The organism is Inquilinus sp. OTU3971 (assembly GCF_038440215.1).
The window spans coordinates 1-23,434 of sequence record NZ_JASATH010000075.1; the positions used below are offsets into that span (position 1 = coordinate 1).

At 69.7% G+C, this 23,434-nt stretch carries 20 protein-coding genes; 16 read left to right on the plus strand and 4 right to left on the minus strand.

The features are described from left to right. Nucleotides 1-60: 60 nt before the first annotated feature. From AAHM41_RS19255 to AAHM41_RS19275, 5 genes are all read left to right on the plus strand, one after another. Nucleotides 61-957: an ABC transporter permease gene (locus AAHM41_RS19255; protein WP_342238190.1), complete on the plus strand. Its 897-nt coding sequence runs from the start codon at nt 61-63 to the stop codon at nt 955-957. A 2-nt stretch (nt 958-959) separates the two neighbouring features. Beyond that, nucleotides 960-1,757 carry an ABC transporter permease gene (locus AAHM41_RS19260; RefSeq protein ID WP_342238191.1) on the plus strand — a complete coding sequence of 266 codons (798 nt, stop codon included), beginning with the start codon at nt 960-962 and terminating at the stop codon, nt 1,755-1,757. A gap of 45 nt (nt 1,758-1,802) precedes the next feature. Beyond that, nucleotides 1,803-2,768 carry a heparin lyase I family protein gene (locus AAHM41_RS19265; protein ID WP_342238192.1) on the plus strand — a complete coding sequence of 322 codons (966 nt, stop codon included), beginning with the start codon at nt 1,803-1,805 and terminating at the stop codon, nt 2,766-2,768. Nucleotides 2,769-2,779: 11 nt separating this feature from the next. Beyond that, complete coding sequence (locus AAHM41_RS19270; protein ID WP_342238193.1) at nt 2,780-3,799, plus strand: heparin lyase I family protein; 1,020 nt, start codon at nt 2,780-2,782, stop codon at nt 3,797-3,799. A 98-nt stretch (nt 3,800-3,897) separates the two neighbouring features. After that, nucleotides 3,898-4,323, plus strand: coding sequence for an organic hydroperoxide resistance protein (locus tag AAHM41_RS19275; protein ID WP_342238194.1), 426 nt, complete (start codon nt 3,898-3,900; stop codon nt 4,321-4,323). Between the two features lie 56 nt (nt 4,324-4,379). Here the strand turns inward: AAHM41_RS19275 and bla are convergent, their stop codons facing one another. Further along, nucleotides 4,380-5,264 carry a class A beta-lactamase gene (gene bla / locus AAHM41_RS19280; protein WP_342238195.1) on the minus strand — a complete coding sequence of 295 codons (885 nt, stop codon included), beginning with the start codon at nt 5,262-5,264 and terminating at the stop codon, nt 4,380-4,382. 179 nt (nt 5,265-5,443) lie between these two features. Here bla and AAHM41_RS19285 point away from each other — a divergent pair, with 179 nt between their 5' ends. Then, on the plus strand, nt 5,444-6,301 hold the full coding sequence (locus AAHM41_RS19285) for a LysR family transcriptional regulator (protein ID WP_342238196.1): 858 nt from the start codon (nt 5,444-5,446) through the stop codon (nt 6,299-6,301). A gap of 472 nt (nt 6,302-6,773) precedes the next feature. On the opposite strand, the gene AAHM41_RS19290 is transcribed toward AAHM41_RS19285, so the two are convergent. Then, nucleotides 6,774-9,608 (minus strand): ATP-binding protein, encoded by a 2,835-nt coding sequence (locus AAHM41_RS19290; RefSeq protein ID WP_342238197.1) that lies wholly within the window; start codon nt 9,606-9,608, stop codon nt 6,774-6,776. Nucleotides 9,609-9,811: 203 nt separating this feature from the next. Here AAHM41_RS19290 and AAHM41_RS19295 point away from each other — a divergent pair, with 203 nt between their 5' ends. From AAHM41_RS19295 to AAHM41_RS19315, 5 genes are all read left to right on the plus strand, one after another. Continuing rightward, nucleotides 9,812-11,107, plus strand: coding sequence for an epoxide hydrolase family protein (locus tag AAHM41_RS19295; protein WP_342238198.1), 1,296 nt, complete (start codon nt 9,812-9,814; stop codon nt 11,105-11,107). 130 nt (nt 11,108-11,237) lie between these two features. Further along, nucleotides 11,238-11,768: an AraC family transcriptional regulator gene (locus AAHM41_RS19300; RefSeq protein WP_342238199.1), complete on the plus strand. Its 531-nt coding sequence runs from the start codon at nt 11,238-11,240 to the stop codon at nt 11,766-11,768. Next, a complete protein-coding gene (locus tag AAHM41_RS19305; protein WP_342238200.1) occupies nt 11,765-12,181 on the plus strand; it encodes an organic hydroperoxide resistance protein in 417 nt (138 codons plus the stop codon). The genes AAHM41_RS19300 and AAHM41_RS19305 overlap by 4 nt, the downstream gene beginning before the upstream one ends. A gap of 33 nt (nt 12,182-12,214) precedes the next feature. After that, nucleotides 12,215-13,246 carry an alpha/beta fold hydrolase gene (locus AAHM41_RS19310; RefSeq protein WP_342238201.1) on the plus strand — a complete coding sequence of 344 codons (1,032 nt, stop codon included), beginning with the start codon at nt 12,215-12,217 and terminating at the stop codon, nt 13,244-13,246. Between the two features lie 11 nt (nt 13,247-13,257). Continuing rightward, nucleotides 13,258-13,473, plus strand: a complete 216-nt coding sequence (locus tag AAHM41_RS19315; protein ID WP_342238202.1) for a hypothetical protein — start codon at nt 13,258-13,260, stop codon at nt 13,471-13,473. A gap of 22 nt (nt 13,474-13,495) precedes the next feature. Here AAHM41_RS19315 and AAHM41_RS19320 read toward each other — a convergent pair whose 3' ends face one another. After that, a complete protein-coding gene (locus AAHM41_RS19320; protein ID WP_342238203.1) occupies nt 13,496-17,071 on the minus strand; it encodes a hypothetical protein in 3,576 nt (1,191 codons plus the stop codon). Nucleotides 17,072-17,172: 101 nt separating this feature from the next. Beyond that, nucleotides 17,173-18,213, minus strand: a complete 1,041-nt coding sequence (locus AAHM41_RS19325) for a LacI family DNA-binding transcriptional regulator (protein ID WP_342238204.1) — start codon at nt 18,211-18,213, stop codon at nt 17,173-17,175. A 153-nt stretch (nt 18,214-18,366) separates the two neighbouring features. On the opposite strand from AAHM41_RS19325, the gene AAHM41_RS19330 reads away from it, so the two are divergent. From AAHM41_RS19330 to AAHM41_RS19350, 5 genes are all read left to right on the plus strand, one after another. After that, nucleotides 18,367-19,398 (plus strand): Gfo/Idh/MocA family protein, encoded by a 1,032-nt coding sequence (locus AAHM41_RS19330; RefSeq protein ID WP_342238205.1) that lies wholly within the window; start codon nt 18,367-18,369, stop codon nt 19,396-19,398. After that, the gene (locus tag AAHM41_RS19335; RefSeq protein WP_342238206.1) at nt 19,395-20,315 is read left to right on the plus strand and encodes a sugar phosphate isomerase/epimerase family protein; all 921 of its coding nucleotides are present in this window, start codon (nt 19,395-19,397) and stop codon (nt 20,313-20,315) included. The genes AAHM41_RS19330 and AAHM41_RS19335 overlap by 4 nt, the downstream gene beginning before the upstream one ends. Before the next feature lie 20 nt (nt 20,316-20,335). Beyond that, complete coding sequence (locus tag AAHM41_RS19340; RefSeq protein ID WP_342238207.1) at nt 20,336-21,553, plus strand: ABC transporter substrate-binding protein; 1,218 nt, start codon at nt 20,336-20,338, stop codon at nt 21,551-21,553. A 76-nt stretch (nt 21,554-21,629) separates the two neighbouring features. After that, nucleotides 21,630-22,616, plus strand: a complete 987-nt coding sequence (locus AAHM41_RS19345) for a carbohydrate ABC transporter permease (protein ID WP_342238208.1) — start codon at nt 21,630-21,632, stop codon at nt 22,614-22,616. Then, complete coding sequence (locus AAHM41_RS19350) at nt 22,613-23,434, plus strand: carbohydrate ABC transporter permease (RefSeq protein ID WP_342238209.1); 822 nt, start codon at nt 22,613-22,615, stop codon at nt 23,432-23,434. The genes AAHM41_RS19345 and AAHM41_RS19350 overlap by 4 nt, the downstream gene beginning before the upstream one ends.

The window sequence follows — 23,434 nt, forward strand, 5'->3', positions numbered from 1 at the left end:
GCGAGGGGAGGGGGAGGATAGTGGGGAAGATCGCGCACTCGGGCTTCTCGGGAGGGCCGCATGACCGCGATTGCGACCGCTGCCCAGCCCACTGCGGCCCCCGCCGCCCCCCGCGGCCTGGTCGCCCGGCTGCCGGCGCTGTGGCCGGCGGCGATGCTGTGCGTGTTCTTCCTGATCCCGTTCGTGATCATGGTGGCGTTCAGCTTCTACCACCGGGTCGAGGGCGGGCTGTACGAGCCGGCCTTCGAGCTCGACAACTACGCCCGATTCTGGACCCCGCTGTTCACCCGGGTGCTGGGCTTCTCGCTGATGATCTGCGGCCTGGCCGCCGTGTTCTGCGTCATCGCGGCGGTGCCCTTCACCTGGTGCCTCAGCCGCACCCGCCGGCCGGCGCAGGTGGCGTGGCTGGTCTGCATCCTGTCGATCCTGTCGCTGTCCGAGGTGATCATGGGCTTCGCCTGGTCGATCCTGCTGTCGCGGTCGGCCGGCCTGTCCAACCTGCTGGTCACCCTCGGTATCCTGTCCTCGCCCGAGGCCTGGACGCCGAGCTTCGGCGCCCTCCTGATGGGGCTGTGCTTCATCGGCTTCCCCTATTCGGTGCTGATGCTGTACCCGGCGGTGAACCGCCTCGACCCCGAGATCACCGAGGCCGCCCGCACCCTCGGCGCCTCGCCGCTGCGCGGCTTCTTCACCGTGGTGATTCCGTCGCTTCGCCAGGCGATCCTGGCCACGGCCATCCTGGTCTTCGTCTTCACCCTGGGCTGCTACGTGCTGCCGCAGGTGCTGGGCAAGCCGGAGCACTGGACCCTGTCGGTGCTGATCACCGACCAGGCGATCTACCAGTCGAACATCCCCTTCGCCGCGGCGCTGGCGGTGTTCCTGGTGCTGGTCAGCCTGGCCCTGATCGGCCTGACCCTGCTGCTCGGCCAAGGACGCCGGGCGTCCGGGGGGCGCTGATCATGGGACGCACGCTCTCCCGCCTCTATATGGGCCTGATCGGGGCCGTGCTGCTGGCGCCGATCATCGTCATCATCGGCGTGTCGCTGAACGAGAAGAAGCGCCTGCTCTTCCCGCCGCAGGGCCTGTCCGTCGCCTGGTACGGCGAGATGCTGCAGGACCCGGAATGGGTCGGCGCGCTGAGCAACAGCGTGATCATCGCCGTGCTGGCCGCCGCCCTGTCGGTGTCGATCGCGCTGCCGATGGCCTGGTACCTGTGGCGCTGGAACCCGCGCTGGGGCCGCGCGCTCTACACCCTCGGCATCGCCCCCTTCATCCTGCCGCCGGTGGTCTCGGCCCTGGGCTTCCTGATCTTCTGGCAGATCGTCGGGCTGTACGGGCACATCGCCGCCACCATCGTCTCGCACGGCATCTTCTTCGTCACCCTGCCGCTGGTGAACATCGCCCTCGGCCTGGCCTCGATCGACCGGGCGGCGGTGGAGGCGGCGCGCACGCTGGGCGCCGACGAGCGCATGGTGTTCCGCACCATCGTGCTGCCCTTGGCGCGGCCCTACATCATCTCCGGCTACGCCTTCGCCTTCGTGCTGAGCCTGAACGAGTACATCGTCGCCTACATGGTGGCGGGGTCGACGGTGGAGACGCTGCCGATCAAGATCTTCAACGCCCTGCGCTACGGCTATACCCCGGTGATGGCGTCCGTGACGGCGCTGTTCGTGGTGGTGGCGGCACTGGTGTTCTCGCTGGTGGCCTGGCGCGGCGACCTGCCGCGTCTTCTCGGGGCCACCCGGCCGCCGCGGTGACCTATCCTGCCGCTTCGTTTCCCGATTCGGCGGCCCGACAGATCCATGCTTCCAGCCTTCCTGCGGTGGTCCCTGTCGGCGATTCTCCTCCTGCTGGCCGCCACCCCGGCCGCCGCCGCCCCGCTCATGGACGGGTTCGAAGGCGGGCGCATCCCGCCGCAGGTCTGGTCGCCCTGCCGGCGGCCGGAGGGGCGCTTCTTCATCGACGGCATGCTCGCCCGCTCCGGCCGATATTCGGCCGGCATGGCGCTGCTGCCGACGCCGGACCTGCCGCCCGAGGTCGAGGCGGTCAACACCGAGCACCGGCGCAGCGGCTGCATCGATTCCGACCGGGACATGGACTTCATGGCCGGCAGCGACCAGCGGGCCGAGCTGTGGCTGCGCGAGACCGAGCCGAAGGGCACCGACCTGTGGTACGGTTTCAGCTTCCGGATCGACGCGCCGCCGGCGCCCGAGGCCGATGCCCGGCGCCTGCTGGTCGGGCAGTGGAAGCAGGCCGGCCAGTACAGCCCGTTCCTCGGCCAGCGCTTCCGCAACCGGAAGTTCTACCTGACCGTGGAGCAGGACGGGCCGGCCAGGCTGCAGCAGTGCCGGGTGCTGGTGGCCTGGGAGGACGGCTACGACTTCTCCGACTTCCCGCCGCATCACAGCTTCCTGCATGACGGCTTCGACGCCGCCGGCGCCAGGCTGCCACCCGACTATACCACCGATTGCGCCACCGGCCTGAGCATCGACCGCAAGGCACCGCTGCCTTCGCCCTACGGCGCCTGGGTCGACATGGTGATCCACGTCAAGGTCGATGCGCAGCCGGACGACCTGATCGAGGTCTGGGCCAACGGCCGGAAGATCGTCACCGTCCGCGGCCGGCTCGGCTACCGCGACAGCGGCCGGCAGTACTTCAAGATCGGGCCGTATCGCGACCCCGCCGACACCCCGGTGGTGGCGCATCTGGACAATTTCGGCCTGGGCCACAGCTTCGAGGAGGTCGATCCCCGGCGATTCGACCAATAGGAGGCCTCCGCTTGGCTGCGTCCGGCCGGCCGCATATCCTGCCGCGGCCCGACACCCCCGGGACGATCATGCTCCCAGCCCCGTTGCGGCAGCTTCTGCTGCCGGCCGTCCTGATCCTCGCTGCCGCGCCGGCCGCCGCCGCCGACATCGGCGACGGCTTCGAATCGGGCCGCATCGACCCGCAGGTGTGGGCCCCCTGCCCGCGGGCGGAGAACCGCTTCTTCATCGAGGAGACGGTGGTGCGCTCCGGCCGCTACGCCGTCGGCATGGCCCTGCTGCCGGATGCGACCATGCCCCCCGCGATCCCGAAGGCGGAGATCGCGCGGCAGCGCAGCGGCTGCCTGGACACCGCGCCGGGTGCGGTGTTCGCGCCGGAGGACGACCAGCGCGCCGAGCTGTGGCTGCAATCGACCGAGCCGGCGGGCACCGAACGCTGGTTCGGCTTCAGCTTCCGCATCGACAGCCCGGATGCCGTGGCCGACGGCAACCGGCTGGTGGTCGGGCAATGGAAGCAGAGCGGCAGCCAGAGCCCGATCCTGGCCCAGCGCTTCAAGGGCGGCGCCTTCCACCTGACCGTGGAGCAGGCGACCGCGTCGCCCGGCCGGCAATGCCGGGTGCTGATCGCCTGGCAGGACGGCTACGACTTCTCGGATTTCTCCGCCGGCACGCGCAGCTTCCTGCATGGCGGCGGCGACGAGCTGGACGCGCCGCCGCCGGACCGCGCGGCGGACTGCAGCCGCGGCCTGACCATCGACCGCACCGCGCCGCTGCCCTCGCCCTTCGGCGCCTGGGTCGACATGGTGGTGCATCTGCGCGTCGCCGGCCGGCCCGACGACCTGATCGCGATCTGGGCCGACGGCCGGCCGATCGTCACCGTGCGCGGGCCGGTCGGCTCACCGGCAGGCCGCGACCAGTACTTCAAGTTCGGGCCGTACCGCGATCCGTCGCCGGTGCCGCTGGTGGTCCGCTTCGACGATTTCAGCCGCGGCAACAGCTTTGCCGCGGTCGATCCCCGGCGCTTCGACCGATAGCGCCGGACCCGGGTGGCAGCCTCAGGCCGCTGCCCCATGTTTGTACCGTCCCATCCCCGTGGCCGCATCGCCGGTGCGGTCCAAACCAGGAGCGTGCAATGAGCAAGCCTGAGAAAATCATCTACAAGGCCACCGCCACCTCGACCGGCGGCCGCGACGGGCGCTCGAAGTCGTCCGACGGCATCATCGACCTGGCCCTGGCGGTGCCGAAGGAGATGGGCGGCAAGGGTGGCGCCACCAATCCGGAGCAGCTGTTCGCCTCCGGCTATTCCGCCTGCTTCCTGGGCGCGATCCGGTTCGTCGCCGGCAAGGAGAAGGTGCAGATCTCGCCCGACGCCTCGGTCAAGGCCGAGGTCGGCATCGGCGAGATCCCGGGCGGCTTCGGCATCGATGTCGACCTGACGATCTCGCTGCCCGGCCTGGACAAGGCCCAGGCGCAGGCGCTGGTGGAGAAGGCGCACCACGTCTGCCCGTACTCCAACGCCACCCGCAACAATGTCGACGTCCGGCTGCACATCGCCTGACGCGCCGGCAGTCCGGATCCGGAGCGCCGCCATGACCCGGCGGCGCTCCGGCCGCGTCACGCCTGCGACACTATCCGCCCGATCTCGGCGACCACCGGGTTCCGCTGCTCGAAAGTCTGCGACGGCAGCTCGCAATAGGCGGTGACGATGATCGGGCCACAGTCGGACGGCCAGGCGACGGCGACGTCGTTGGTGCTGCCTTCGGGGTTGCCGCCGGTCCCGGTCTTGTCGCCGACCAGCCAGCCCGCCGGGAAGCCGGCCCGCAGCCGGGTGTCGCCGGTCTTGTTGGTGATCAGCCAGGCCGCCAGCTGGTGGCGCGAGGCGGGGGAGAGCGCGTCGCCGAACAGCAGCTTGCGCAGGGTCTCCAGCATCGCCGCCGGCGTCGTGGTGTCACGCGGATCGCCCGGCCCGGCATAGGCGTTCAGCGTCGGCTCGGTGCGGTCCAGCCGCGAGACCTGGTCGCCGAGCGAGCGCAGGAAGGCGGTCAGGCCGGCCGGGCCGCCGAAGCTGGTGAGCAACAGGTTGCCCGCCGTGTTGTCGCTGTAGGTGACGGCCGCGTCGCAGATCTCGGCCATCGTCACCCCGGCGCCGCCGATGCGGGGCTCCAGCACCGACTTGCCCACGAGATCCTTGCGCGAGATCACGATTCGGCGGTCGAGCCGCTCCTGCTTCCGGTCGATTCGGGCCAGGACAAAGGCCGCCGCCAGGGCCTTGAAGGTGCTGCACAGCAGGAAGAGCTCATCGGCCCGATAGCCGATGCGGGCGCCGGTCGCCAGGTTCAGCGCGGCGACGCCCAGGCGGCCGCCCTTCGCGCGTTCGAGCTCGGCCAGCCGGGCCGCGGCGTCGGACTGCGCCCGCGCCGCCGTCGGAAAAGCGGCCAGCGCGGGAACCGCGAGCAGGGAGCCGGCCAGCGCCAGCCGGCGCGATACCAAGATCGTCAATCCTGTCTCCATGAGTCGAGTGGCTGCCGGACGGCCCTTGCCCGGGACGGCACCGGGCTCGCCCGCGCCGTTCGATCCCTGAATAGGCGGACGCCATGCCCCTAGCCAAACGAGGAATACTTCGCATAGACATGAGTTAATGTTGGCCATGGGCGGGGTGGACAATGGAAGTCTCGAAGATGCCGCTCAACGCCCTGCGGGCCTTCGAGGCGTCCGCCCGGCTGGGCAGCTTCACCCGCGCTGGGCTGGAGCTGCGGGTCACCCAGACCGCCATCAGCCATCAGGTGAAGGCGCTGGAACAGACGCTGGGCGTGACCCTGTTCGAGCGCCTGCCGCGTGGCCTTGCCCTGACCGATGAAGGGCTGGCGCTGCTGCCGGTGCTGACCGACGCGTTCCGGCGCATGAGCGCGACGCTGAGCCAGTTCGAGGACGGCAATTTCCAGGAGATCCTGACCATCGGCGTGGTCGCCACCTTCGCGACCGGCTGGCTGCTGCGGCGGCTGCCGGGCTTCAAGCAGCAGAATCCTTTCGTCGATCTGCGCATCAAGACCAACAACAACACCGCCGACATGCTGCTCGACGGGCTGGACTGGTTCATCCGGTTCGGCGACGGCGCCTGGCACGGGACCGATGCGATGCGCCTGATGGACGCACCGCTGTCGCCGGTCTGCGCGCCGTCGCTCCGACCGCGCCTTCGCAGCCCGGCGGACCTGGTCAACGAGCAGCTGCTGCGATCGTACCGGGTCGACGAATGGCGCCTCTGGTTCCGGGCCGCCGGCATCGAGCCGCCGAAGCTGCGGGGCTGGATGTTCGACTCCTCGCTGACCCTGGTGGAGGCTGCGGCGCAGGGGGGCGGGGTGGCTCTCGTTCCCATCGCCATGTTTGCCCGGGAGATCGAGGCGGGGCGGATCGTCCAGCCCTTCGATGTCACGGTGTCCACCGGCAGCTATTGGCTGACGCGGCTGAAGTCGAGAAGCGAGACGGCGTCGATGCAGGCCTTCGCCCGCTGGATCACGGCGGAGATCGCCGGAGCTTAGCGCGCCCTTGACGGTGGATAATCCGGAAGTGCCGACGCCAGCATTGCAGGTATGATATTTTGCAAATATTAGCCCTTTATTTTATGAATCTGTAGAGTCTTGACCAATAAAAACGTCACCTTTATATTGAGATGATAGAATTCTGGAGTGGAGAGGGAAAATGGACCAACAAATACTCAATCAAATATGCAATCCATTCACACAAATAAAAAATGACTTGCCATTGATTATCAAACTTATATCAGATCAGTGTGAGGGCAATTTGACGCGAGAGCAGAGATTTTTTCTCCGCGCATATAGTGGATCTCCGGATTCGACGTCGATATGCCACTCCTCAGAGAATAGCCAGCATTTCTCGTGGACGGGGACCCTCACGGGCAGCCTGACCACGGTAGACCTATTTGTCCTTTCCTGATCGCCGCACGGATGTGAGTCGTCCCTTCGCGGAAGCCTGACTTGAGAAATCCCGCGCCTAGTTCAGCGTCGCCAGCAGGCGGGCGGCTGCCTGCAGATCGGCCGTTTCCGCGCCTTCGGTGAAGCGGTCGAGCACCGGCCGCAGCAGTGCCGCGGCCTCGCCGGACCGGCCCTGGCGGGCCAGCAGCGCCGCCAGATCGGTCGCAGCCCGCAGCTCCCAGGCCAACGCGCCCTGGCGGCGGCTCCAGTCCAGCGACTGCCGCAAGCACGCCTCGGCCTCCGAGGCCTGGGGCGTCGCCTGCAACAGCCGGCCTTTCACCCGCAGCAGCTCCGGCCTGTAGACGAGGTCGCCATGGGTCTCGACCCGACGGATCGCCGCGTCGACCAGGGCCAGCCCCTCGGTCGCCCGGCCGGTCGCCGTGAGACCTTCGGCCAGCGCGATCTCGAGCGCCGTGGTCAGCACCTCATAGCGCGCGCCGCGTAGCATCGCCAGGCCGGCCTGCAGCCCCTCGACTCCCGCCTCGGCATCGCCGCGACGGAGGGCCAGCGCCCCGGCAAGAGCTTGGCCCACGGCGAGATAGGGCCCGAGGGAATGGTTGCCGGCGCGGGCGGTGAACCACGCCACGTGTTGTTCCGCGCTGCGCAGGTCGCCGGTCCACAGGAACACGGTGATCGCCCAGATCATGGCGACGGACAGCGTGACCGGATGGTCCATCCGCTCGGCCTCGCGCACGGCCCGGCGCGCCTGCTCCACGGCCTGGGCCGGATGGCCCTGCAGCCACAAGGTCCGGGCCAGGATGGCGCCCGACAGGTTCTGGCCTTCGAAGCCGAGATAGATCGTGCTGGCCCGCGGCCCGCCCGGCTGGTGCCGCAGCGCCGCCTCCAGCGCCGCGCGGGCGCCGCCGAGATCGCCGGCCAGGTGCAGCGAGATGCCGAGCAGGAACTGCGCCAGCGCCGCGGCCGCCGGATCCTCGACCGCGCCGGCCAGGGCGGCGCCCCGCTTCCCCAGCTCCAGGGCGATATCGAACGCCCCGATCCGCAGATGGAACATGTGCAGCGGACCCAGCACCACCAGCTGGCCGAGCGCGTCGCCACGGGCCTCGGCGATCGCCAGGGCCCGCTCCAGCGCCGCACGCGCCGCGTCGCTGCCACCCTGCAGGAACATCAGCGCCATCCCCAGCGCCGCCTGGAGGTGCATCTCCTCGCTGCCGCCGCGGGTGGTGGCGTCGAGCGCGCCGATCGCCCGCTCCGACCAGCGCCGGCATTCGGTCAGCAGCGACATCGCCAGGAAGACCGGCGCCGCGGCCGCGGCCAGCGCGACGCCGAGCCCGGCATCGCCGCCCTGGCCGAAGCACCAGTCGAGCGCCGCCCGCACATTGTTCATGGCGGTCAGATACGGCCCCCGCTCCGCCGCGTTCGACAGGGCCGGCCAGTCGCCGCCGAGCTGCTCCAGCCAGCGCCGGTAATAGCCGGCGTGGCGCACGGCGAGGGCGGCGCGCTCGGCGTCGTCGGCGATCTGCTGGGCATAGGCGCGGGTCGTGTCCAGCAACCGGTAGCGCATCATCGCGCCGACCGGGCGGGTCGCGACCATCGACTTGGCGACCAGGCTGTCGATGGCGGCGAACAGCATGGCGTCGTCCACCGCCCCGCCGGTCACCACGCCCAGCGCGGCCTCCATCGTGAACGGCCCGACGAACACGGCGAGCCGGCGCAGCACCAGGCGCTCCGGCTCGGACAGCAGGCCGTAGCTCCAGTCCAGCGTCGCCTGCAGGGTGCGCTGCCGCGGCGGCGCGTTGCGCTGGCCCGTCCAGGACAACGGCAGGCGCTGGTCCAGCAGGGCCGCGGTCTGCCGCAGGCCATAGGCCTGGACCCGCCCGGCCGCCAGCTCGATCGCCAGCGCCACGCCGTCGAGCCGGCGGCAGATCTCTGCCACCAGGGCGGCGTCCGCGTCGCTGAGATCAAGAGGGGCGCCGGCCGCCGCGGCGCGCTCCAGGAACAGCTGGGCGGCGGGGAATGCCCCGGCCGCCGCGGCGGTCAGGCCGGGCTCGTCCGGCGGGCAGCCCAGCGGCGCCAGATGGTGGACCTGCTCGCCCTCGACCCGCAGCGCCTCGCGGCTGGTGGCCAGGATATGGGCCTCGGGCGCGGCCCGGAAGATCTCGGCGGCGAGGCCGGCCGCGCCGTCGATGACATGCTCGCAGCTGTCGAGCACCAGCAGGAAGCGCCGGCCGCGCAGATGGGCGATCAGGCCGGGGACCGGGTCCTCCGACCGGATCGGCAGGCCCAGCATCGACGCCACCGCGACCGGCACCAGCCGCGGGTCGGTCACCAGGCCGAAATCGACGAACAGGGCGGCGCCGGCGAAGCCTTCCAGCAGCTCGTGCGCGACGGCGGCCGCCACCGTGGTCTTGCCGACCCCGCCGGGACCGACGATGGTGACGAAGCGGGCCGTGGCCAGCTGGCCCGCCAGCGCCCGCACGCTGTCCTCCCGCCCCACCATCCGCGCCAGCCGCGCCGGCAGGAAGGTGGCGCCGGTGAAGCTGGCCGTCGCCGCCCCGTCCACCGTGCCGGACGACCGCAGCACCGGCGCGACGAAGCAGTATCCCCGGCCCGGCAGGGTCGCGATGTAGCGCGCGCCGTCCTGGCCGTCGCCGAGCGCCTTGCGCAGCGCGACGATGTGGAAGCGCAGGCTGCCCTCCTCGACCGTCACGTCGGGCCAAACCTCGGCCATCAGCTCGCGCTTGCCGACCGGCTCGTTCGGGCGGGAGACCAGGGCGACCAGGATGTCCAGCGCCCGTGCGCCCAGCTCGACCGGAACGCCGTCCCGGGTCAGCAGCCGCTCGCCCGCGGCCAGGCGGAAGGGACCGAAGGAGAAGACGTCCGGCCCCATCATCATTCGCCATTCTCCGCCACGGTTCGAGTCGGCCGCATCCTAAGGGAAGGACTGGCGCGGCACCACCAAGGCCCCGCCGGGCGCAGAATCCAGCAATCGGCGGCAAACCCGGCGGTCCCGTGAAAGCACGGGCGTGGACCCGGCGCTAGGGTCCCGCCCAGACCGGCCTCGTCACGGCCCGTCCGTCTCGCAGCAGAGGAACGATCATGTCCGACGCAGTGCCGCCCGCCACCCGGCGCGGCTTCCTGGCGACGTCCGCGACCGCGATTGCGGCCGTCACGGCCGCCGGCGCGCTGAGCTTCCTGCCCACCCGGCTGGCCGCGGCCGCCACCCAGGGCAGCGCGATCCGCCCGTTCCGCGTCGAGGTGCCGGAGGCCGACCTCGTCGACCTGCGCCGGCGCATCGCGGCGACGCGCTGGCCCGGCAAGGAGACCGTCGCCGACCAGTCCCAGGGCGTGCAGCTGGCGCGGCTGCAGGCGCTGGTGCGCTACTGGGGCACGGATTACGACTGGCGCAAGGTGGAGGCGAAGCTGAACGCCCTGCCGCTGTTCGTGACCGAGATCGACGGGCTCGACATCCAGTTCATCCATGTCCGCTCGAAGCACGAGAACGCCCTGCCGCTGATCATGACCCATGGCTGGCCGGGGTCGATCCTGGAGCTGGTGAAGGCCATCGGCCCGCTGACCGACCCCACTGCGCATGGCGGCAAGGCGGAGGACGCATTCCACCTGGTCGTACCGTCGCTGCCCGGCTTCGGCTTCTCCGGCAAGCCGACCGCCACCGGCTGGGGCTCGGACCACATCGCGCGCGCCTGGGGCGAGCTGATGGCGCGGCTGGGGTACAAGCGCTTCGTGTCCCAGGGCGGCGATTGCGGATCGGTGATCTCGCACCGGATGGCGATGCAGACCGTGCCGGGGCTGATCGGCATCCATGTCAACATGCCCGCGACCGTGCCGGCCGAGCTGCAGCCGCTGCTGGCGCAGGGCCTGCCCGCCCCGGCCGGACTGCCGGCCCCGGAGAAGGCGGCCTACGACCAGCTGAGCGACTTCTACCAGAACAACACCGGCTACTCGGCCATGATGGTGACCCGGCCGCAGACGGTGGGCTACGCCCTGGCGGATTCGCCGGTCGGCCAGGCCGCCTGGATGTACGACAAGATCGCGCAATGGACCTATAGCGGCGGCGATCCGGAGAAGTCGCTGACCCGGGACGAGATCCTGGACGACATCTCGCTCTACTGGCTCACCGACAGCGCCACTTCCGCGGCGCAGATCTACTGGGAAGACCATTCCAACAACTTCAACGCGGTGGACATCTCGCTGCCCGCGGCGGTGACGATCTTCCCCGGCGAGATCTATCGCGCGCCGCGCAGCTGGGTCGAGCGCGCCTACCACACGCTCATTTACGTCAACGAGGTCGACAAGGGCGGCCATTTCGCCGCCTGGGAGGAGCCCGAGCTGTTCGCCACCGAGGTCCGCGCCGGCTTCCGCCCGCTGCGCTGACGGCATCGCACGACAGCCGCTAACGCCGGCTCACAAGCCCTAACGAGCGCCCTCCCGGGCCGCCGCCTAGATATCGGGCATCGACGACGGCCTGGAGGACGCAAGGATGGAGAAGGACGGGACAAGCCCCTTGCCCGCCGACGCGCCCTGCGATCCGGCCGAGGCGGCCGAGGCGCTGATCGAGGACGTCCGCTGCGGGCTGGCCAGCGACCCTGCGGCCGCGCGCGCCGCCGCGGTGCGGCTGGTGACGCTGCTGACGCTGTCGGGCGCGGCGGAGGGCAGCCGCGGCGGGCTGGCTTCGTGGCAGAAGCGCCGGGTCGACCGCTATCTGAGGCGGTCCCTGCATCGGCCGCTGCGGCTGGAGGAGCTGGCGGAACAGGCGGCGCTGAGCGTCAGCCACTTCGCCCGCGCCTTCAAGGACAGCTTCGGCACCACCCCGCATGGCTACATCATCCGGCTGCGGCTGGAACGGGCCCAACGGCTGATGCTGGCCACAAGCGACCCGTTGAGCCAGATCGCGCTGGCCTGCGGCCTGACCAACCAGGCGCATCTGTCGAAGCTGTTCCGCCGCTGGCTCGGCGAGACGCCGAGTGCCTGGCGCCGGCGCAACCTGACGCGGGCCGTCACGCCCCCACCCACATCGGCAAGGACCCCGTCATGACCAAGATCGACAAGGTGCTGTACACCGGCAGGACCCACACCACCGGCGGCCGCGACGGCCTGGCCCGCAGCTCCGACGGCCGGCTGGACATCAAGCTGTCACCCGCCGGCGGCCCGGGCACCGGCACCAATCCTGAGCAGCTGTTCGCCGCCGGCTGGTCGGCCTGCTTCATCGGCGCGATGGGCCGCGCCGCGACCGAGATGAAGGTCACCCTGCCGGCCGACCGCGCCGTCGACGCCGAGGTCGACCTGGGCACCACCGACGGCGCCTTCTTCCTGCAGGCCCGCCTGACCATCAGCCTGCCCGGCCTGGACCGCGAAGTCGCCCGGAAGGTGGTCGAGGCCGCGCATCAGCTCTGCCCGTATTCCAAGGCCACCCGCGGCAACATCGACGTCACCCTGACCGTGGTCTGAGCCACCCCTGCCGATCCCCGAAGGAACCCTCCCATGCCCGAAGACATCGATCTCCCGCGCCGTCGCCTGTTCGGCACCGCGCTGATGACCCTGGCCGCCGCCCCGTTCGTCTCGATCGGCCCGGCCGCCGCTCAGCCCATGGCCACGGCCCCCGCCAAGTCCGGCGCCACCTTCGGCCCGTTGAAGCAGATCGACGCCGGCCACCTCACCATCGGCTACGCCGAGGCCGGTCCGGCCGACGGGCCCGTGGTGCTGCTGCTGCACGGCTGGCCCTACGACATCTACGCCTTCGTCGACGTCGCCCCGGTGCTGGCGGCAGCCGGCTACCGGGTGATCATCCCCTACCTGCGCGGCTACGGCACCACCCGGATCCGGTCGGAGGCGACGCTCCGCAACGGCGAGCCGGCGGCCCTGGCCGTCGACGCCATCGCCCTGATGGACGCGCTGAAGATCCCGAAGGCGATCCTGGCCGGCTTCGACTGGGGCGCCCGCACCGCCTGCATCGTCGCGGCGCTGTGGCCGGAGCGCTGCCGGGCGCTGGTCTCGGTCAGCGGCTACCTGATCAGCAGCGCCGCCGCCGGCAGGAAGCCGCTGCCGCCGAAGGCCGAGTTGCAGTGGTGGTACCAGTTCTACTTCGCCACCGAGCGCGGCCGCGAGGGCTACAGCCAGAACCGGAACGACTTCAACAAGCTGATCTGGCAGCTCGCCTCGCCGCAATGGCAGTTCGACGACGCCACCTTCGACCGCAGCGCCACGGCCTTCGACAACCCGGACCATGTCGACATCGTGATCCACAACTACCGCTGGCGCATGGGCCTGGCCGAGGGCGAGACGCGCTACGACCAGCTGGAAGAGAGGCTGGCTCAGAGCCCGGTGATCACGGTTCCGACCATCACGATGGAGGGCGACGCCAACGGCGCGCCGCACCCGGAGCCCGCGGCCTATCGCGGCAAGTTCTCGGGCAAGTACGAGCACCGCACGATCACCGGCGGCATCGGCCACAACCTGCCGCAGGAGGCCCCGCAGGCCTTTGCCCAGGCGGTGCTCGACGTCGCCAGGCTCTAGGGAGGCCCTCGATGAGCCTTTCGTTCTTCCGCCGCTTCGCCGCCGGCGCCATGCTCGGCGCCGCGGGCAGCTTCGCCGCCACCTGCGGCGCGCTGGGCGAGACGTTCCGCTACGCCCCGGCGCCGGTGGCCCGGCTCTGGATCCGGCCGAAGGTGACGCCGTATGGCGATACCCCGCTGCCGGAGACGCCGAGGTCCGGCGTCCCGCCGAGCCGGCCTCCCCGGTGATCGACCGCGGGGCCGGCCGGCCCTAGTCGAGATAGCCCTTGTTCTTGAGCCAGGCCGTGAGCCCCTCCTGGCTGTTCGGCTTCACATGCCAGGCGAAACCGTTCTCGTGCATCAGCGTCTCCTGCTCCGGGTCGTACCAGAGCGGATCCTGGCTCGGCACCGAGCCGAGGCCGACCGGACCAGTGACCTTCTTCGGCGGCGCCCACCAGCGGTCGCCCTCCCAGTGCATGTTGGTCGCCGAATCCTCGTAGCGTTTCGTCTCGCTGTTGTAGCGGACGCCCGGATACTGCGAGAGATCGGCCTTGGTCGGGTCCGGCGGCAGCTGGAGATACTTCAGATCGTCCTGGGTCTCCGGCAGCTTGCCGTCCTTGGCCGTCATGTCCTTGACCGTCTTGGCCACCTCTTCCGCCTGCTCCGGCGTCCAGCTGTTGAAGATCCGGCCGAGGCGCGCCCGGGTGTAGTCGAGGTCGCTGTAGGCGCCGGTCAGCTCGTTGCCGGCGCTGCGGGTCCGTTCGTCGCCGCCCATCAGGTGCTCGTCGCCCGGGAAGACCGTCTGCAGGATGCCCAGCAGGCCTTCGTCCAGCAGGTCGTTGTGGTCCGCCAGCACCTCCGCCACCTTCCGGTCCTTGACGCCGTACAGCACCTGGATGGCGTCGGCATCCGCCTTGTCGTATGTATGCGCGGCGTCGTAGGCGCCCTTGCCCTGGACGATGCCGGCGCCCGCCACCTGGAGCACCGCCGCCACCCCGCTCACCTTCAGCGGACCGAGGGCGGTGATCAGCCGGCCAAGGGCCGTTTCCGCGATCGCCCCGCTCGACAGGGTCGCTCTGGCGGAGGCGGCGAAGATCGCGTCGCTGACCGTGGCGGTGGCGTAGCCGGCCGTCTTCACGAAATCCTGCTTCGTGCCGGCCACGCCGAAGCCGTTCATGATCGCATTGCTCAGGTCGGCCCCGACATAGAGCACGTCGACCCCGCCGCCCCGCAGGGCCTGCAGCCCGCCCAGGGTCTTGCCCCAGGCCGCCTTCTGCATCGGCCCCAGATTGCTGTTGGCGACCCGCGTCTGCGCACCGGCGATGCGGGATTCCAGGCTGGTCGGCGCGCTCGGATCCTTGCCGGTCAGGATCTCCCTGGCATTCGGCAGCATCGCCGTCTGGGCGGCGTTGAGCATCATCATCGTGTGCGGCACGTAATAGACGAGATCGGCCGGCGAGCTGTCGAGCGCGTCGAGGTTGCGGCCGAACAGGATCGCGCTGCCGCCGCCGGAGATGCGCGTGATCGCATTGGTGCCGACGTTCAGCCGTTCGGCGCTCGCCATCTGCCGCCTCTCGGTCTCGGTCGGCTGCGCCCGCCCGGCGATGATGTCCTCCAGCCTTCCCTGCCCCATGCTTGCCTTCAGCCCGTCGAAGAACTTGGCAAAGTCGTCATTGGGATTCGGCCTGGTGCCGTTGACGTATCTTTGCAGGGCGTCGATCTCGGCCCGACTTGCCACGGCGTCGCCGCGGAGAATCGCCTGGTAGCGGTTCTCCGCCATGGCCTGGTTGATGTCCTTGACGCCGCCCTTCATGGTCTCGACCACCGCGAAGGTGGCCAGCGCGCGGGTCGACCGCTCGACCCAGATGGTGCCCGTGGCCGCCGGATCCGTGGTCGAGGCGTTGGCGTAGGGATCGGTCTTGGTCTTCGGCAGCTCCGGCAGGCCGTCCATCGCCTCCTGGATCGACTTCGACTTGGTCATCATGATCCCGGTGCCCATGAGCATCGGCATCGGCGCATCGCTGTCGAAACCGTCGACCTGCTCGAGCTCGCCCTTGTACAGGCCGAGCGCGAGCTGGATGCTTTCCTGCCGCTCCCATTGCGGCAGCTTCTTCTCACCCTCCTTCGTCAGGTCCTGCGCCTTCTGCGCGTTCCCCGGCAGCCTGTCGATTGCCTCCATGTCCCGCGCCAGCTGGTCCGCCGCGGGGATCGGGTCGTCGGGTTTCACCCCGCCCCAGCCGCTGAGCCCGTGATAGAGCTCGTTGTAGAGCTGGTTGATCTTATCGTCCTGGCCGGTCGCGGCGGCGTCGAAATTCTCGATGCTGCGCCGCACCGCCCATTGGGCGTTCGAGTTCTGCGACAGGTAGTCGTTCCACCCGAGCTCGCCGTCCTTCTCGAGCTCCGCCTGCTTGTCGGTGCCGAGCGTCGCCGTGCGGGCGGCGATGGCGGTCAGCAGCGATGTCCCCGACCCCTCCGCGTCCTCGCGGCTCATCAGGCTGAAGAACTGCTGCTCGTGCAGCAGGTTGAGGTGGTCCATGGGCAGATCGCCGTTCATCTTGTCGACGATCCGGGCGGCCACATGGTCGACGAAGGCCTTGCCCGCGCCGGCCTTGGCCCCGTCGTTGTAGAGGATGGTCTGGGACGCCGCGCCGAGGTCGAGCAGGGCCTGCATCTGCCCCTTCCGGTCGTCGCCGGTGGACTGCGAGCCGGCGATCGCGTCGATCGACTGGTCGACCATCGTCTGGACGCGCGGGTCGGACGCCAGCAGGGAACCGCTGCCCGGCAGGGTGTCCTGGGTGTCCGTCGTCTCGCGCAGCTTGGCCAGGAAGGCCTTGGCGCCGTCAGTGCCGCCCTTGCCCCAGGCAGCCTGGAGCTCCCGCACCGGACGCTCGACCCGGAGCTCCTGGATCGCCTGCTTCGTCCCTTCGGTGACGGCGGCGAGATACTGCTTCTCGTCCCCGCCGATATAGGCCTGGTAGATGCCGGCCCGCTTGGTCAGGGCAGTGATCTTCGCCGCGTCCGGCCCGTCCGTGCCGTCGGCAAGGGCGACCAGCTGCCGCTTGGTCTCGGCGGTGACCGCGGCATAGTCGCCGCGATCGCCCGCTTCGGCGATCCTGCCGAGCTGGTCGGTGGTCCGCCCGTCGGCCTTCCATGACCGTTCCTTGATCTCGCGGACCTGGTTGAGCGCGTCGAGGAAAACCGGGTCGTTCGGCGCGCGCTCGGCGATCGGGGCGACCAGCGGGCTGAACTCGCCGCTGTCGAGCTTGCCGTTGCCGTTGGCATCGCGGCCGAAGCTGGGCGCGCCCTGACCCAGCGAGGCCTGGTCGACCTCCTGCGCGATCGCGACGACGAGGTCGTCCTTCGCTGTGTTCCGATCCCCCTCGCTCGCCTTCGGATCGCTCGCGGCGGCGAGAGCCTTGCGCTGGCTGTCCAGCAGCCCGAGCCGGTCGGAATCGAGGACATAGACCTTGTCGCAGGCTTCGAGCCCCTGGTCGATGTCGGCGGGCGCGCCGGGCCGGTTGCCGAAGGCCTTCGGGTCGAGCTGCGGCGTGGCCGCCAGCTGGGCATGCAGCGCCTTGTTGTCGTTCGGGTCGACGCCTGCCTTCGCATAGATCCGGAACGGCCACAGCCCGGGCTCGACCTTGTGCTCGGAGATCCCGGCCGGATCCTGGTTCCAGCGATAGACCGGCGGTGCCTCCGGCTGCTGCGCGGGAGGTGTGGCGGGCTTCTCGTCCTTGGCGCGCTGCACGGACAGATTGAACTGATCCGTATTCGGAGACCGCTGGGTGACGACCGGGCTGCGCTGCTGTCCGACTCGGGACACGGCATCCTTGAAGCTCAGGCTCATGATCGCCTTCCCCTCGTCTGTGACTCATTTTTGAAATTGTTATGACACAGAGGGTACGGATGGGATTCTCATCCCGTCAACCGGAACCTAATCGACGGGGATCACCCGGCCAGCATCACCCGGTCGCTCTCGCGCGGCACCAGCTCCAGCGGCCACAGGTCCTGCACCAGCCCGAGCCCGCCATAGGCTTCGGCGTGACCGGGCATGGTCGCCAGCAGCGCCTCCGCCAGCTTCACGCCGAGATCGTGCAGCGACAGGCGGAAGCAGGTCAGGGCCGGCGACAGGAAGCGGCCGAAGGGGCTATCGATCATCCCGCCGATCACCGCGATCTCCCGGCCCGGGCGCAGCCCGGCTTCGTTCAGCCGGCGATAGGCCCCGACCACCATGCGCTCATTGACCACGAACAGCGCGGTGGGCGGCGGCCCGCGGCGCAACAGCGCGTCGACCAGGCGATAGCCGCCGGCCTCGGTCATCTCCTCCCCCTGCACCAGCGCCTCGTCGAAGCCGATGCCGTGCTGCGCCAGGGCTTGGGCGTAGCCGTCCAGCAGCACATGGCCCTGCATCAGGTCGTGCCCGGCATTGCCCAGGGCGATGCGGCGGTGGCCGAATCCGGCCAGCCGCCCGACCGCGGTCCAGGCCGCCTGCTGGAAATCGAGATCGAGCCACGGGTGCTCGCCGCCTGACAGGCTGCGGCCCAGCGCCGCGAAGGGGAAGCGGCGCTGGGCCAGGAAGTCGAGCCGCGGGTCGATCCGCCGGGTCCAGGGCAGCAGGATGCCGTCGGCCAGGCGCCGCTCCACCACCCGGCGCAGCTGCGCCTCGTGATCGCCGTCCGGCGTGTTCAAGAGCACGACCAGGTCGAGCCCGTGCCGGGCCAGCACCTCCTGCACCCCGTCGAACAGGCCGATGAAGAACGGCTCGCCATAGGGCTCCGGCCCGCTATAGGCCTGCAGCATGAAGGCGATCGCCCGGGTCGATCCCTGGCGCAGGCTGCGGCCGGACTGGTTCGGCGAATAGCCGAGTTCCGCCGCCGCCTCCAGCACCCGCCGCCGGGTCTCCGGATTGACGTCGCCGCGGCCGTTGAGCGCGCGGGAGACCGTCCCGATCGAGATGTTCAGATGCTTCGCGAGCTCGCGGATCCCCAAGGACGTCTCTCCCCTCCAGCACCTCCAGAGTGCAACCGAACCCATGCGCGGCGCCATAAGCGGATTGACAGGCCGGCACGTCCGATATCAGTATCGTAAACGTTTACGGCGACACAATCGAACAATCCGCCGAGCCGAGGGAGCGAGATCGAAGTGCGAGCCGTCCTTGCCGGATGCGGTGCCATGAGCCGGGCCTGGCTCGAAGCCGCCCGCCAGATCGAGGGGCTGGAGGTGGTCGGCCTGGCCGACCTCGACCCCGGGCGGGCCCGCGGCCGCGCCGAGGAGTTCGGTCTGGCCGATGCCGAGATCGGCTCCGATGTGCCGGCCCTGCTGGACCGGCTGAAACCCGACATCCTGTTCGACGTGGTCGTGCCGGCCGCTCGCCGCGACGTGGTGCTGGCGGCCTTCGCCCGCGGCTGCCACGTGCTGAGCGAAAAGCCGATGGCCGACAGCCTGGAGGCCGCACGGGAGCTGGTGGCCGCGGCGAGGACGGCCGGGCGGCTGCACGCCATCGTGCAGAACCGGCGCTACATCCCCGGCATCCGGCGCCTGCGCCGGGCGGTCGAGAGCGGCCTGATCGGCGAGCTGACCGGCGTGCATTGCGACTTCTTCATCGGGCCGCATTTCGGCGGGTTCCGGGAGGAGATGGAGCACGTGCTGCTGCTGGACATGGCGATCCACACCTTCGACGCCGCCCGCCACGTCGCCGGCCGCCGGCCGCTGGCCGTCTACTGCCACGAGAGCAACCCGGCCGGATCCTGGTACGCCCACGGCGCCTGCGCCAACGCCATCTTCGAGCTGGAGGGCGGCGCCGTCCTGACCTATCGCGGCAGCTGGTGCGCCGAAGGCCTGCGCACCAGCTGGGAGAGCGCCTGGCGCCTGACCGGCACCAGGGGCAGCCTGACCTGGGACGGGGCCGAGGAGTTCCGCGCCGAGGTCGCGACCGACCGGCGCGAGGGGCTGTTCTTCGAGCCCGAAGCGGTCGCGATGCCACCCCTGGACCCGGCCGACCAGGTCGACGGCCATCTCGGCGTCATGCGCGACTTCGTCGACGCCATCCGCACCGGCGCCGAGCCGGAGACCGTCAGCCACCAGAACTTCCACAGCCTCGCCATGGTCTTCGCCGCGATCGAGAGCGCGCGCCAGGGCCGCCGCGTGGCCATCCAGACGATCGAGGGATCATGACCAGTGCACGGCCCGATCGGGCGAACCATCAGGACATCCGCATCGGCACGATGGTGAAGGCCAATGGCGACGACCCGGCCGGCTATGTCCGCCAGATCGTCGCCCATGGCTTCGAGAGCATCGAGCCATTCTTCTGGCAGACGTTGGGCGGCAAGGACATCCCCCGCCTGGCCGGCCAGATCCGCGAGGCGATCGGCGACAGCGGCGTCACCATCGGCGCACTCGGCATCTTCGGCAACCCGCTGGAGGACCAGGCGCAGGACCGCGAGACCCTGGCCGGGTGGGAGGCGCTGATCGACAACGCCCATCTGTTCGGCACCGACATCGTCGCCGGCTTCACCGGCCGGGTGCGCGGCCGGCCGCTGGAGGAGAGCCTGCCCCGCTTCAAGGAGGTGTTCGGCCGGCTGGCGAAGCGCGCCGCCGACAAGGGCGTGCGCCTGGCCTTCGAGAACTGCCCGATGGAGGGCAGCTGGAAGTCCGGCGACTGGAACATCGCCCACAACCCGGCCGCCTGGGAGCTGATGTTCGACGCCCTGCCGGACGACAATCTCGGCCTGGAATGGGAGCCGTGCCACCAGCTGTACTACCTGATCGACCCGGTGCCGCAGATCCGCCGCTGGGCGCCGAAGATCTTCCACGTCCACGGCAAGGACGCGACGGTGCGCTGGGACGTGGTCAAGGAGCATGGCGTGCACGGCCGCGTGCCCTTCGCCTTCCACCGCACCCCCGGCTTCGGCGACACCGACTGGACCCGGGTGATCACCGAGCTGCGGCTGGGCGGCTTCCGGGGCGCGATCGACATCGAGGGCTGGCACGACCCGGTCTATCGCGACGACCTCGAGATGACCGGCCAGGTCGAGGGCCTGCGCTACCTGCAGCGCTGCCGCGGCGGGGAGTTCATCGCCAATCCGCAATAACAACACAGTGGAGGAAGCTCATGTCCAGGACCCTGCGATTGCTGTTGGGAACCGCCGCCCTTCTCGCCTCCGCCACCCTCGCCCGGGCCGAGCCGGTGACGCTGGAGGTCTGGACCCATGACGACGAGGGTGAGTTCACCTATGTGCTGGCCAAGGAGTTCGCGGCCCAGCACCCCGACATCACGGTCAACATCAAGCACGTCAACTTCGCCGACGTGGTGAACGACTCGATGCGGGCCTACGCCGCCGGTTCGGCCCCCGACGTGATCGGCATCGACAACCCGGAGACCGCGATGTTCGCGGCGCGCGGGGTGCTGCTGGACCTGTCGTCCTATGTCGAGCAGTCGCAGGCGATCAAGGCCGACGCCTTCTATCCCGGCCCGCGCAACTCCTCGACCTGGGACGGCAAGCTCTACGCCATCCCGCGCGCCTCCAACACCCTCGCCCTCTACTACAACGCCGACATGTTCAAGGCGGCCGGCCTCGATCCCGACAAGCCGCCGCAGACCTGGGACGAGCTGCACCAGGCGGCGAAGAAGCTCACCGACCCGGCCAAGAACGTCTACGGCCTCGCCTTTTCCGCCATCGGCACGGAGGAGGGCACCTTCCAGTTCCTGCCCTTCATCCAGAGCGCCGGCGCCGACTATGACAGCGTCGGGTCGGACGGCGCGGTGCGGGCGCTGGAGTTCTGGCAGACGCTGCTCGACGAGAAGCTGGCCTCGCCCGACACGCTGATCCGCGGCCAGCATGATTCGGCCGGCACCTTCAACACCGGCAGCGCCGCGATGGTCATCTCCGGCCCATGGGAGCTGCCGGACATGGCGAAGCAGGCCAAGTTCGACTATCGCGTCGCCCTGTTCCCGGTCGAGAAACAAGGCAGCCCGCGCGCCTCGGCCCTCGGCGACTTCAACAACGTGATCTTCAAGACCTCCAAGCACCCGAAGGAGGCGTTCATGCTGCTGGAATACATCTATTCGCAGAACCACCGGATCTGGAACGAGTTCGGCCTGCTGCCGCCGGTCCAGGACGCCAAGGCCGACTCGCCGCAATGGCCGAAGGCCTATGCCGTGTTCACCGAGCAGATGCAGTACGCCCGGCCACGCGGCCCGAACCCGGAGTGGCCGAAGATCTCGAAGGCGATCCAGACCGCGATCCAGTCGGCCCTGACGCACCAGAGCGACGCGAAGACGGCGCTCGCGACCGCCCAGGCCACGATCGACCGCGTGCTGAAGAAGTGAGGCGGGGCACCGCCATCGCCGCAACAACGAGTCCCCCCTCCCCCCGCGGGAGGGGGGCAGGGGGAGGGGGTTGTCGATGACGAGCACCCGAACCAGCCAATCCATGACCGATCGATCGGTCAATTTCCAACCGGCGGCCCCGGCGGCGCGAGCCCTCTCGCGCCTCCCCCTGCTGCGCACCCTGCGGGACGGCAGCGGCTTCGACGTGGCGCTGGTGCTGTGTGCGGTCGGCTACCTGCTGGTCTTCGCCGCCTTCCCGCTGGCCTACACGCTGGTGATGTCGCTGCAGCAGGTCGACATGTTCTCGCTGGCCTCCTTCGACCGGCCCTTCGCCGGGCTCGACAACTACCGCGACGTGTTCTCGCGGCCGGAGGCGCTGCAGATCCTGAAGAACACGGTGATCTTCGTGGTGCTGTCGATCACCTTCCAGCTCAGCATCGGCTTCGGCCTGGCGCTGTTCTTCCAGCAGCCTTTCCCGGGCGCGACCTATATCCGCGGCGTGTTCCTGGCCGGCTGGATCATGCCGGCCCTGGTGGTCGGCGCGATCTGGAAATGGATCCTCGCCGGCGATTTCGGCGTGCTGAACTACGCCCTGACCAGCCTGCACCTCACCGATGGCAAGATCTTCTGGCTGTCCGACCCGGACATGGCCCTGTTCGCCGTGATCATCGCCAACATCTGGCTGGGCATCCCGTTCAACATGATCCTGCTGTCGGTCGGCCTGGCGGCGATCCCGCGCGACCTCTACGAAGCGGCAGAGATCGACGGCGCCCGCGCCTTCCGGCGCTTCCGGCACATCACCCTGCCGCTGATGCGCTCGACGCTGGGCGCCGTGGTCTCGCTGGGCATCATCTTCACGCTGCAGCAGTTCGACCTGATCGCGGCCCTGACCAAGGGCGGCCCGGCCAACGCGTCGAACGTCGCCCAGTACTGGTCGTGGCAGATGTCGTTCGAGACCTACGAGATCTCAGCCGGCAGCGTCGTCGCCGTGCTGATGATCGCCCTCGTGATCCTAGTCGCGGCGCTCTATGTCCGCTCGACCGAGCGGGAGCACGCGGCATGAAACCGGCAAAGCCCTTCATCCTGCTGGGCTTCGCCCTGGCCTTCGCCGCGATCTACCTGTTCCCGCTGTACTGGATGTATGTCACGGCGCTGAAGTCCAGCAGCGAGATCTTCGCCTTCCCGCCGAGCTTCTGGCCGACCGACCCGCAATGGCAGTTCGGCCGGATCTTCGCCGAGCACGCGATGGACCGCTACCTGTGGAACTCGCTGCTGATCGCGGTCGGCACAACGGCGCTGGCGACGCTGATCGGCACCGGCGCCGCCTATGCCCTGTCGCGCCACCGCAACGCCTGGACCGCGGTGGCGCTGTTCCTGGTGCTGATGCTGCAGGTGCTGCCGCCGTCGCTGATGGTGACGCCGATCTTCGTCGCCTTCAGCCAGATCGGCCTCTTGGAGACGCCCCGTGCCGCGGTGGTGCTGGCGCAGACGGCCAAGGTGCTGCCGCTCTACATCGTGCTGTGCCGGTCGACCTTCCTGCAGGTGCCGCGCGAACTGGAGGATGCGGCGCGGGTGGACGGCGCCTCGCGCATCGGTGCCTTCCTGCGCATCATGATTCCCCTCGCCCGCAACGGAATCCTGGTGGTGTCGGTGCTGATCTTCCTGCAGTCCTTCGGCGAGTATGTCTATTCGCGCTCGCTGATCGCGGCGGAGACCCTGCAGACCGCGACGGTCGGCCTGTCCTCCTTCATGGGCCCGAACACCAATGACTGGGGCGGGATCATGACCTACGCCGCGATCTACGTGACCCCGATCCTGATCGTCTTCGCCCTGCTGCAGCGCCGGATCGTCAGCGGGCTGACGGCCGGGGCGCTGAAGTAG

Excerpts from the sequence above, each read along its gene's own strand:
- AAHM41_RS19255 (WP_342238190.1), top strand. The coding sequence starts at position 61 with ATGACCGCGATTGCGACCGCTGCCCAGCCCACTGCGGCCCCCGCCGCC.
- AAHM41_RS19260 (WP_342238191.1), top strand. The coding sequence starts at position 960 with ATGGGACGCACGCTCTCCCGCCTCTATATGGGCCTGATCGGGGCCGTG.
- AAHM41_RS19265 (WP_342238192.1), top strand. The coding sequence starts at position 1,803 with ATGCTTCCAGCCTTCCTGCGGTGGTCCCTGTCGGCGATTCTCCTCCTG.
- AAHM41_RS19275 (WP_342238194.1), top strand. The coding sequence starts at position 3,898 with ATGAGCAAGCCTGAGAAAATCATCTACAAGGCCACCGCCACCTCGACC.
- AAHM41_RS19285 (WP_342238196.1), top strand. The coding sequence starts at position 5,444 with ATGCCGCTCAACGCCCTGCGGGCCTTCGAGGCGTCCGCCCGGCTGGGC.
- AAHM41_RS19290 (WP_342238197.1), bottom strand. The coding sequence starts at position 9,608 with ATGATGATGGGGCCGGACGTCTTCTCCTTCGGTCCCTTCCGCCTGGCC.
- AAHM41_RS19295 (WP_342238198.1), top strand. The coding sequence starts at position 9,812 with ATGTCCGACGCAGTGCCGCCCGCCACCCGGCGCGGCTTCCTGGCGACG.
- AAHM41_RS19305 (WP_342238200.1), top strand. The coding sequence starts at position 11,765 with ATGACCAAGATCGACAAGGTGCTGTACACCGGCAGGACCCACACCACC.
- AAHM41_RS19310 (WP_342238201.1), top strand. The coding sequence starts at position 12,215 with ATGCCCGAAGACATCGATCTCCCGCGCCGTCGCCTGTTCGGCACCGCG.
- AAHM41_RS19315 (WP_342238202.1), top strand. The coding sequence starts at position 13,258 with ATGAGCCTTTCGTTCTTCCGCCGCTTCGCCGCCGGCGCCATGCTCGGC.
- AAHM41_RS19320 (WP_342238203.1), bottom strand. The coding sequence starts at position 17,071 with ATGAGCCTGAGCTTCAAGGATGCCGTGTCCCGAGTCGGACAGCAGCGC.
- AAHM41_RS19335 (WP_342238206.1), top strand. The coding sequence starts at position 19,395 with ATGACCAGTGCACGGCCCGATCGGGCGAACCATCAGGACATCCGCATC.
- AAHM41_RS19340 (WP_342238207.1), top strand. The coding sequence starts at position 20,336 with ATGTCCAGGACCCTGCGATTGCTGTTGGGAACCGCCGCCCTTCTCGCC.
- AAHM41_RS19345 (WP_342238208.1), top strand. The coding sequence starts at position 21,630 with ATGACGAGCACCCGAACCAGCCAATCCATGACCGATCGATCGGTCAAT.
- AAHM41_RS19350 (WP_342238209.1), top strand. The coding sequence starts at position 22,613 with ATGAAACCGGCAAAGCCCTTCATCCTGCTGGGCTTCGCCCTGGCCTTC.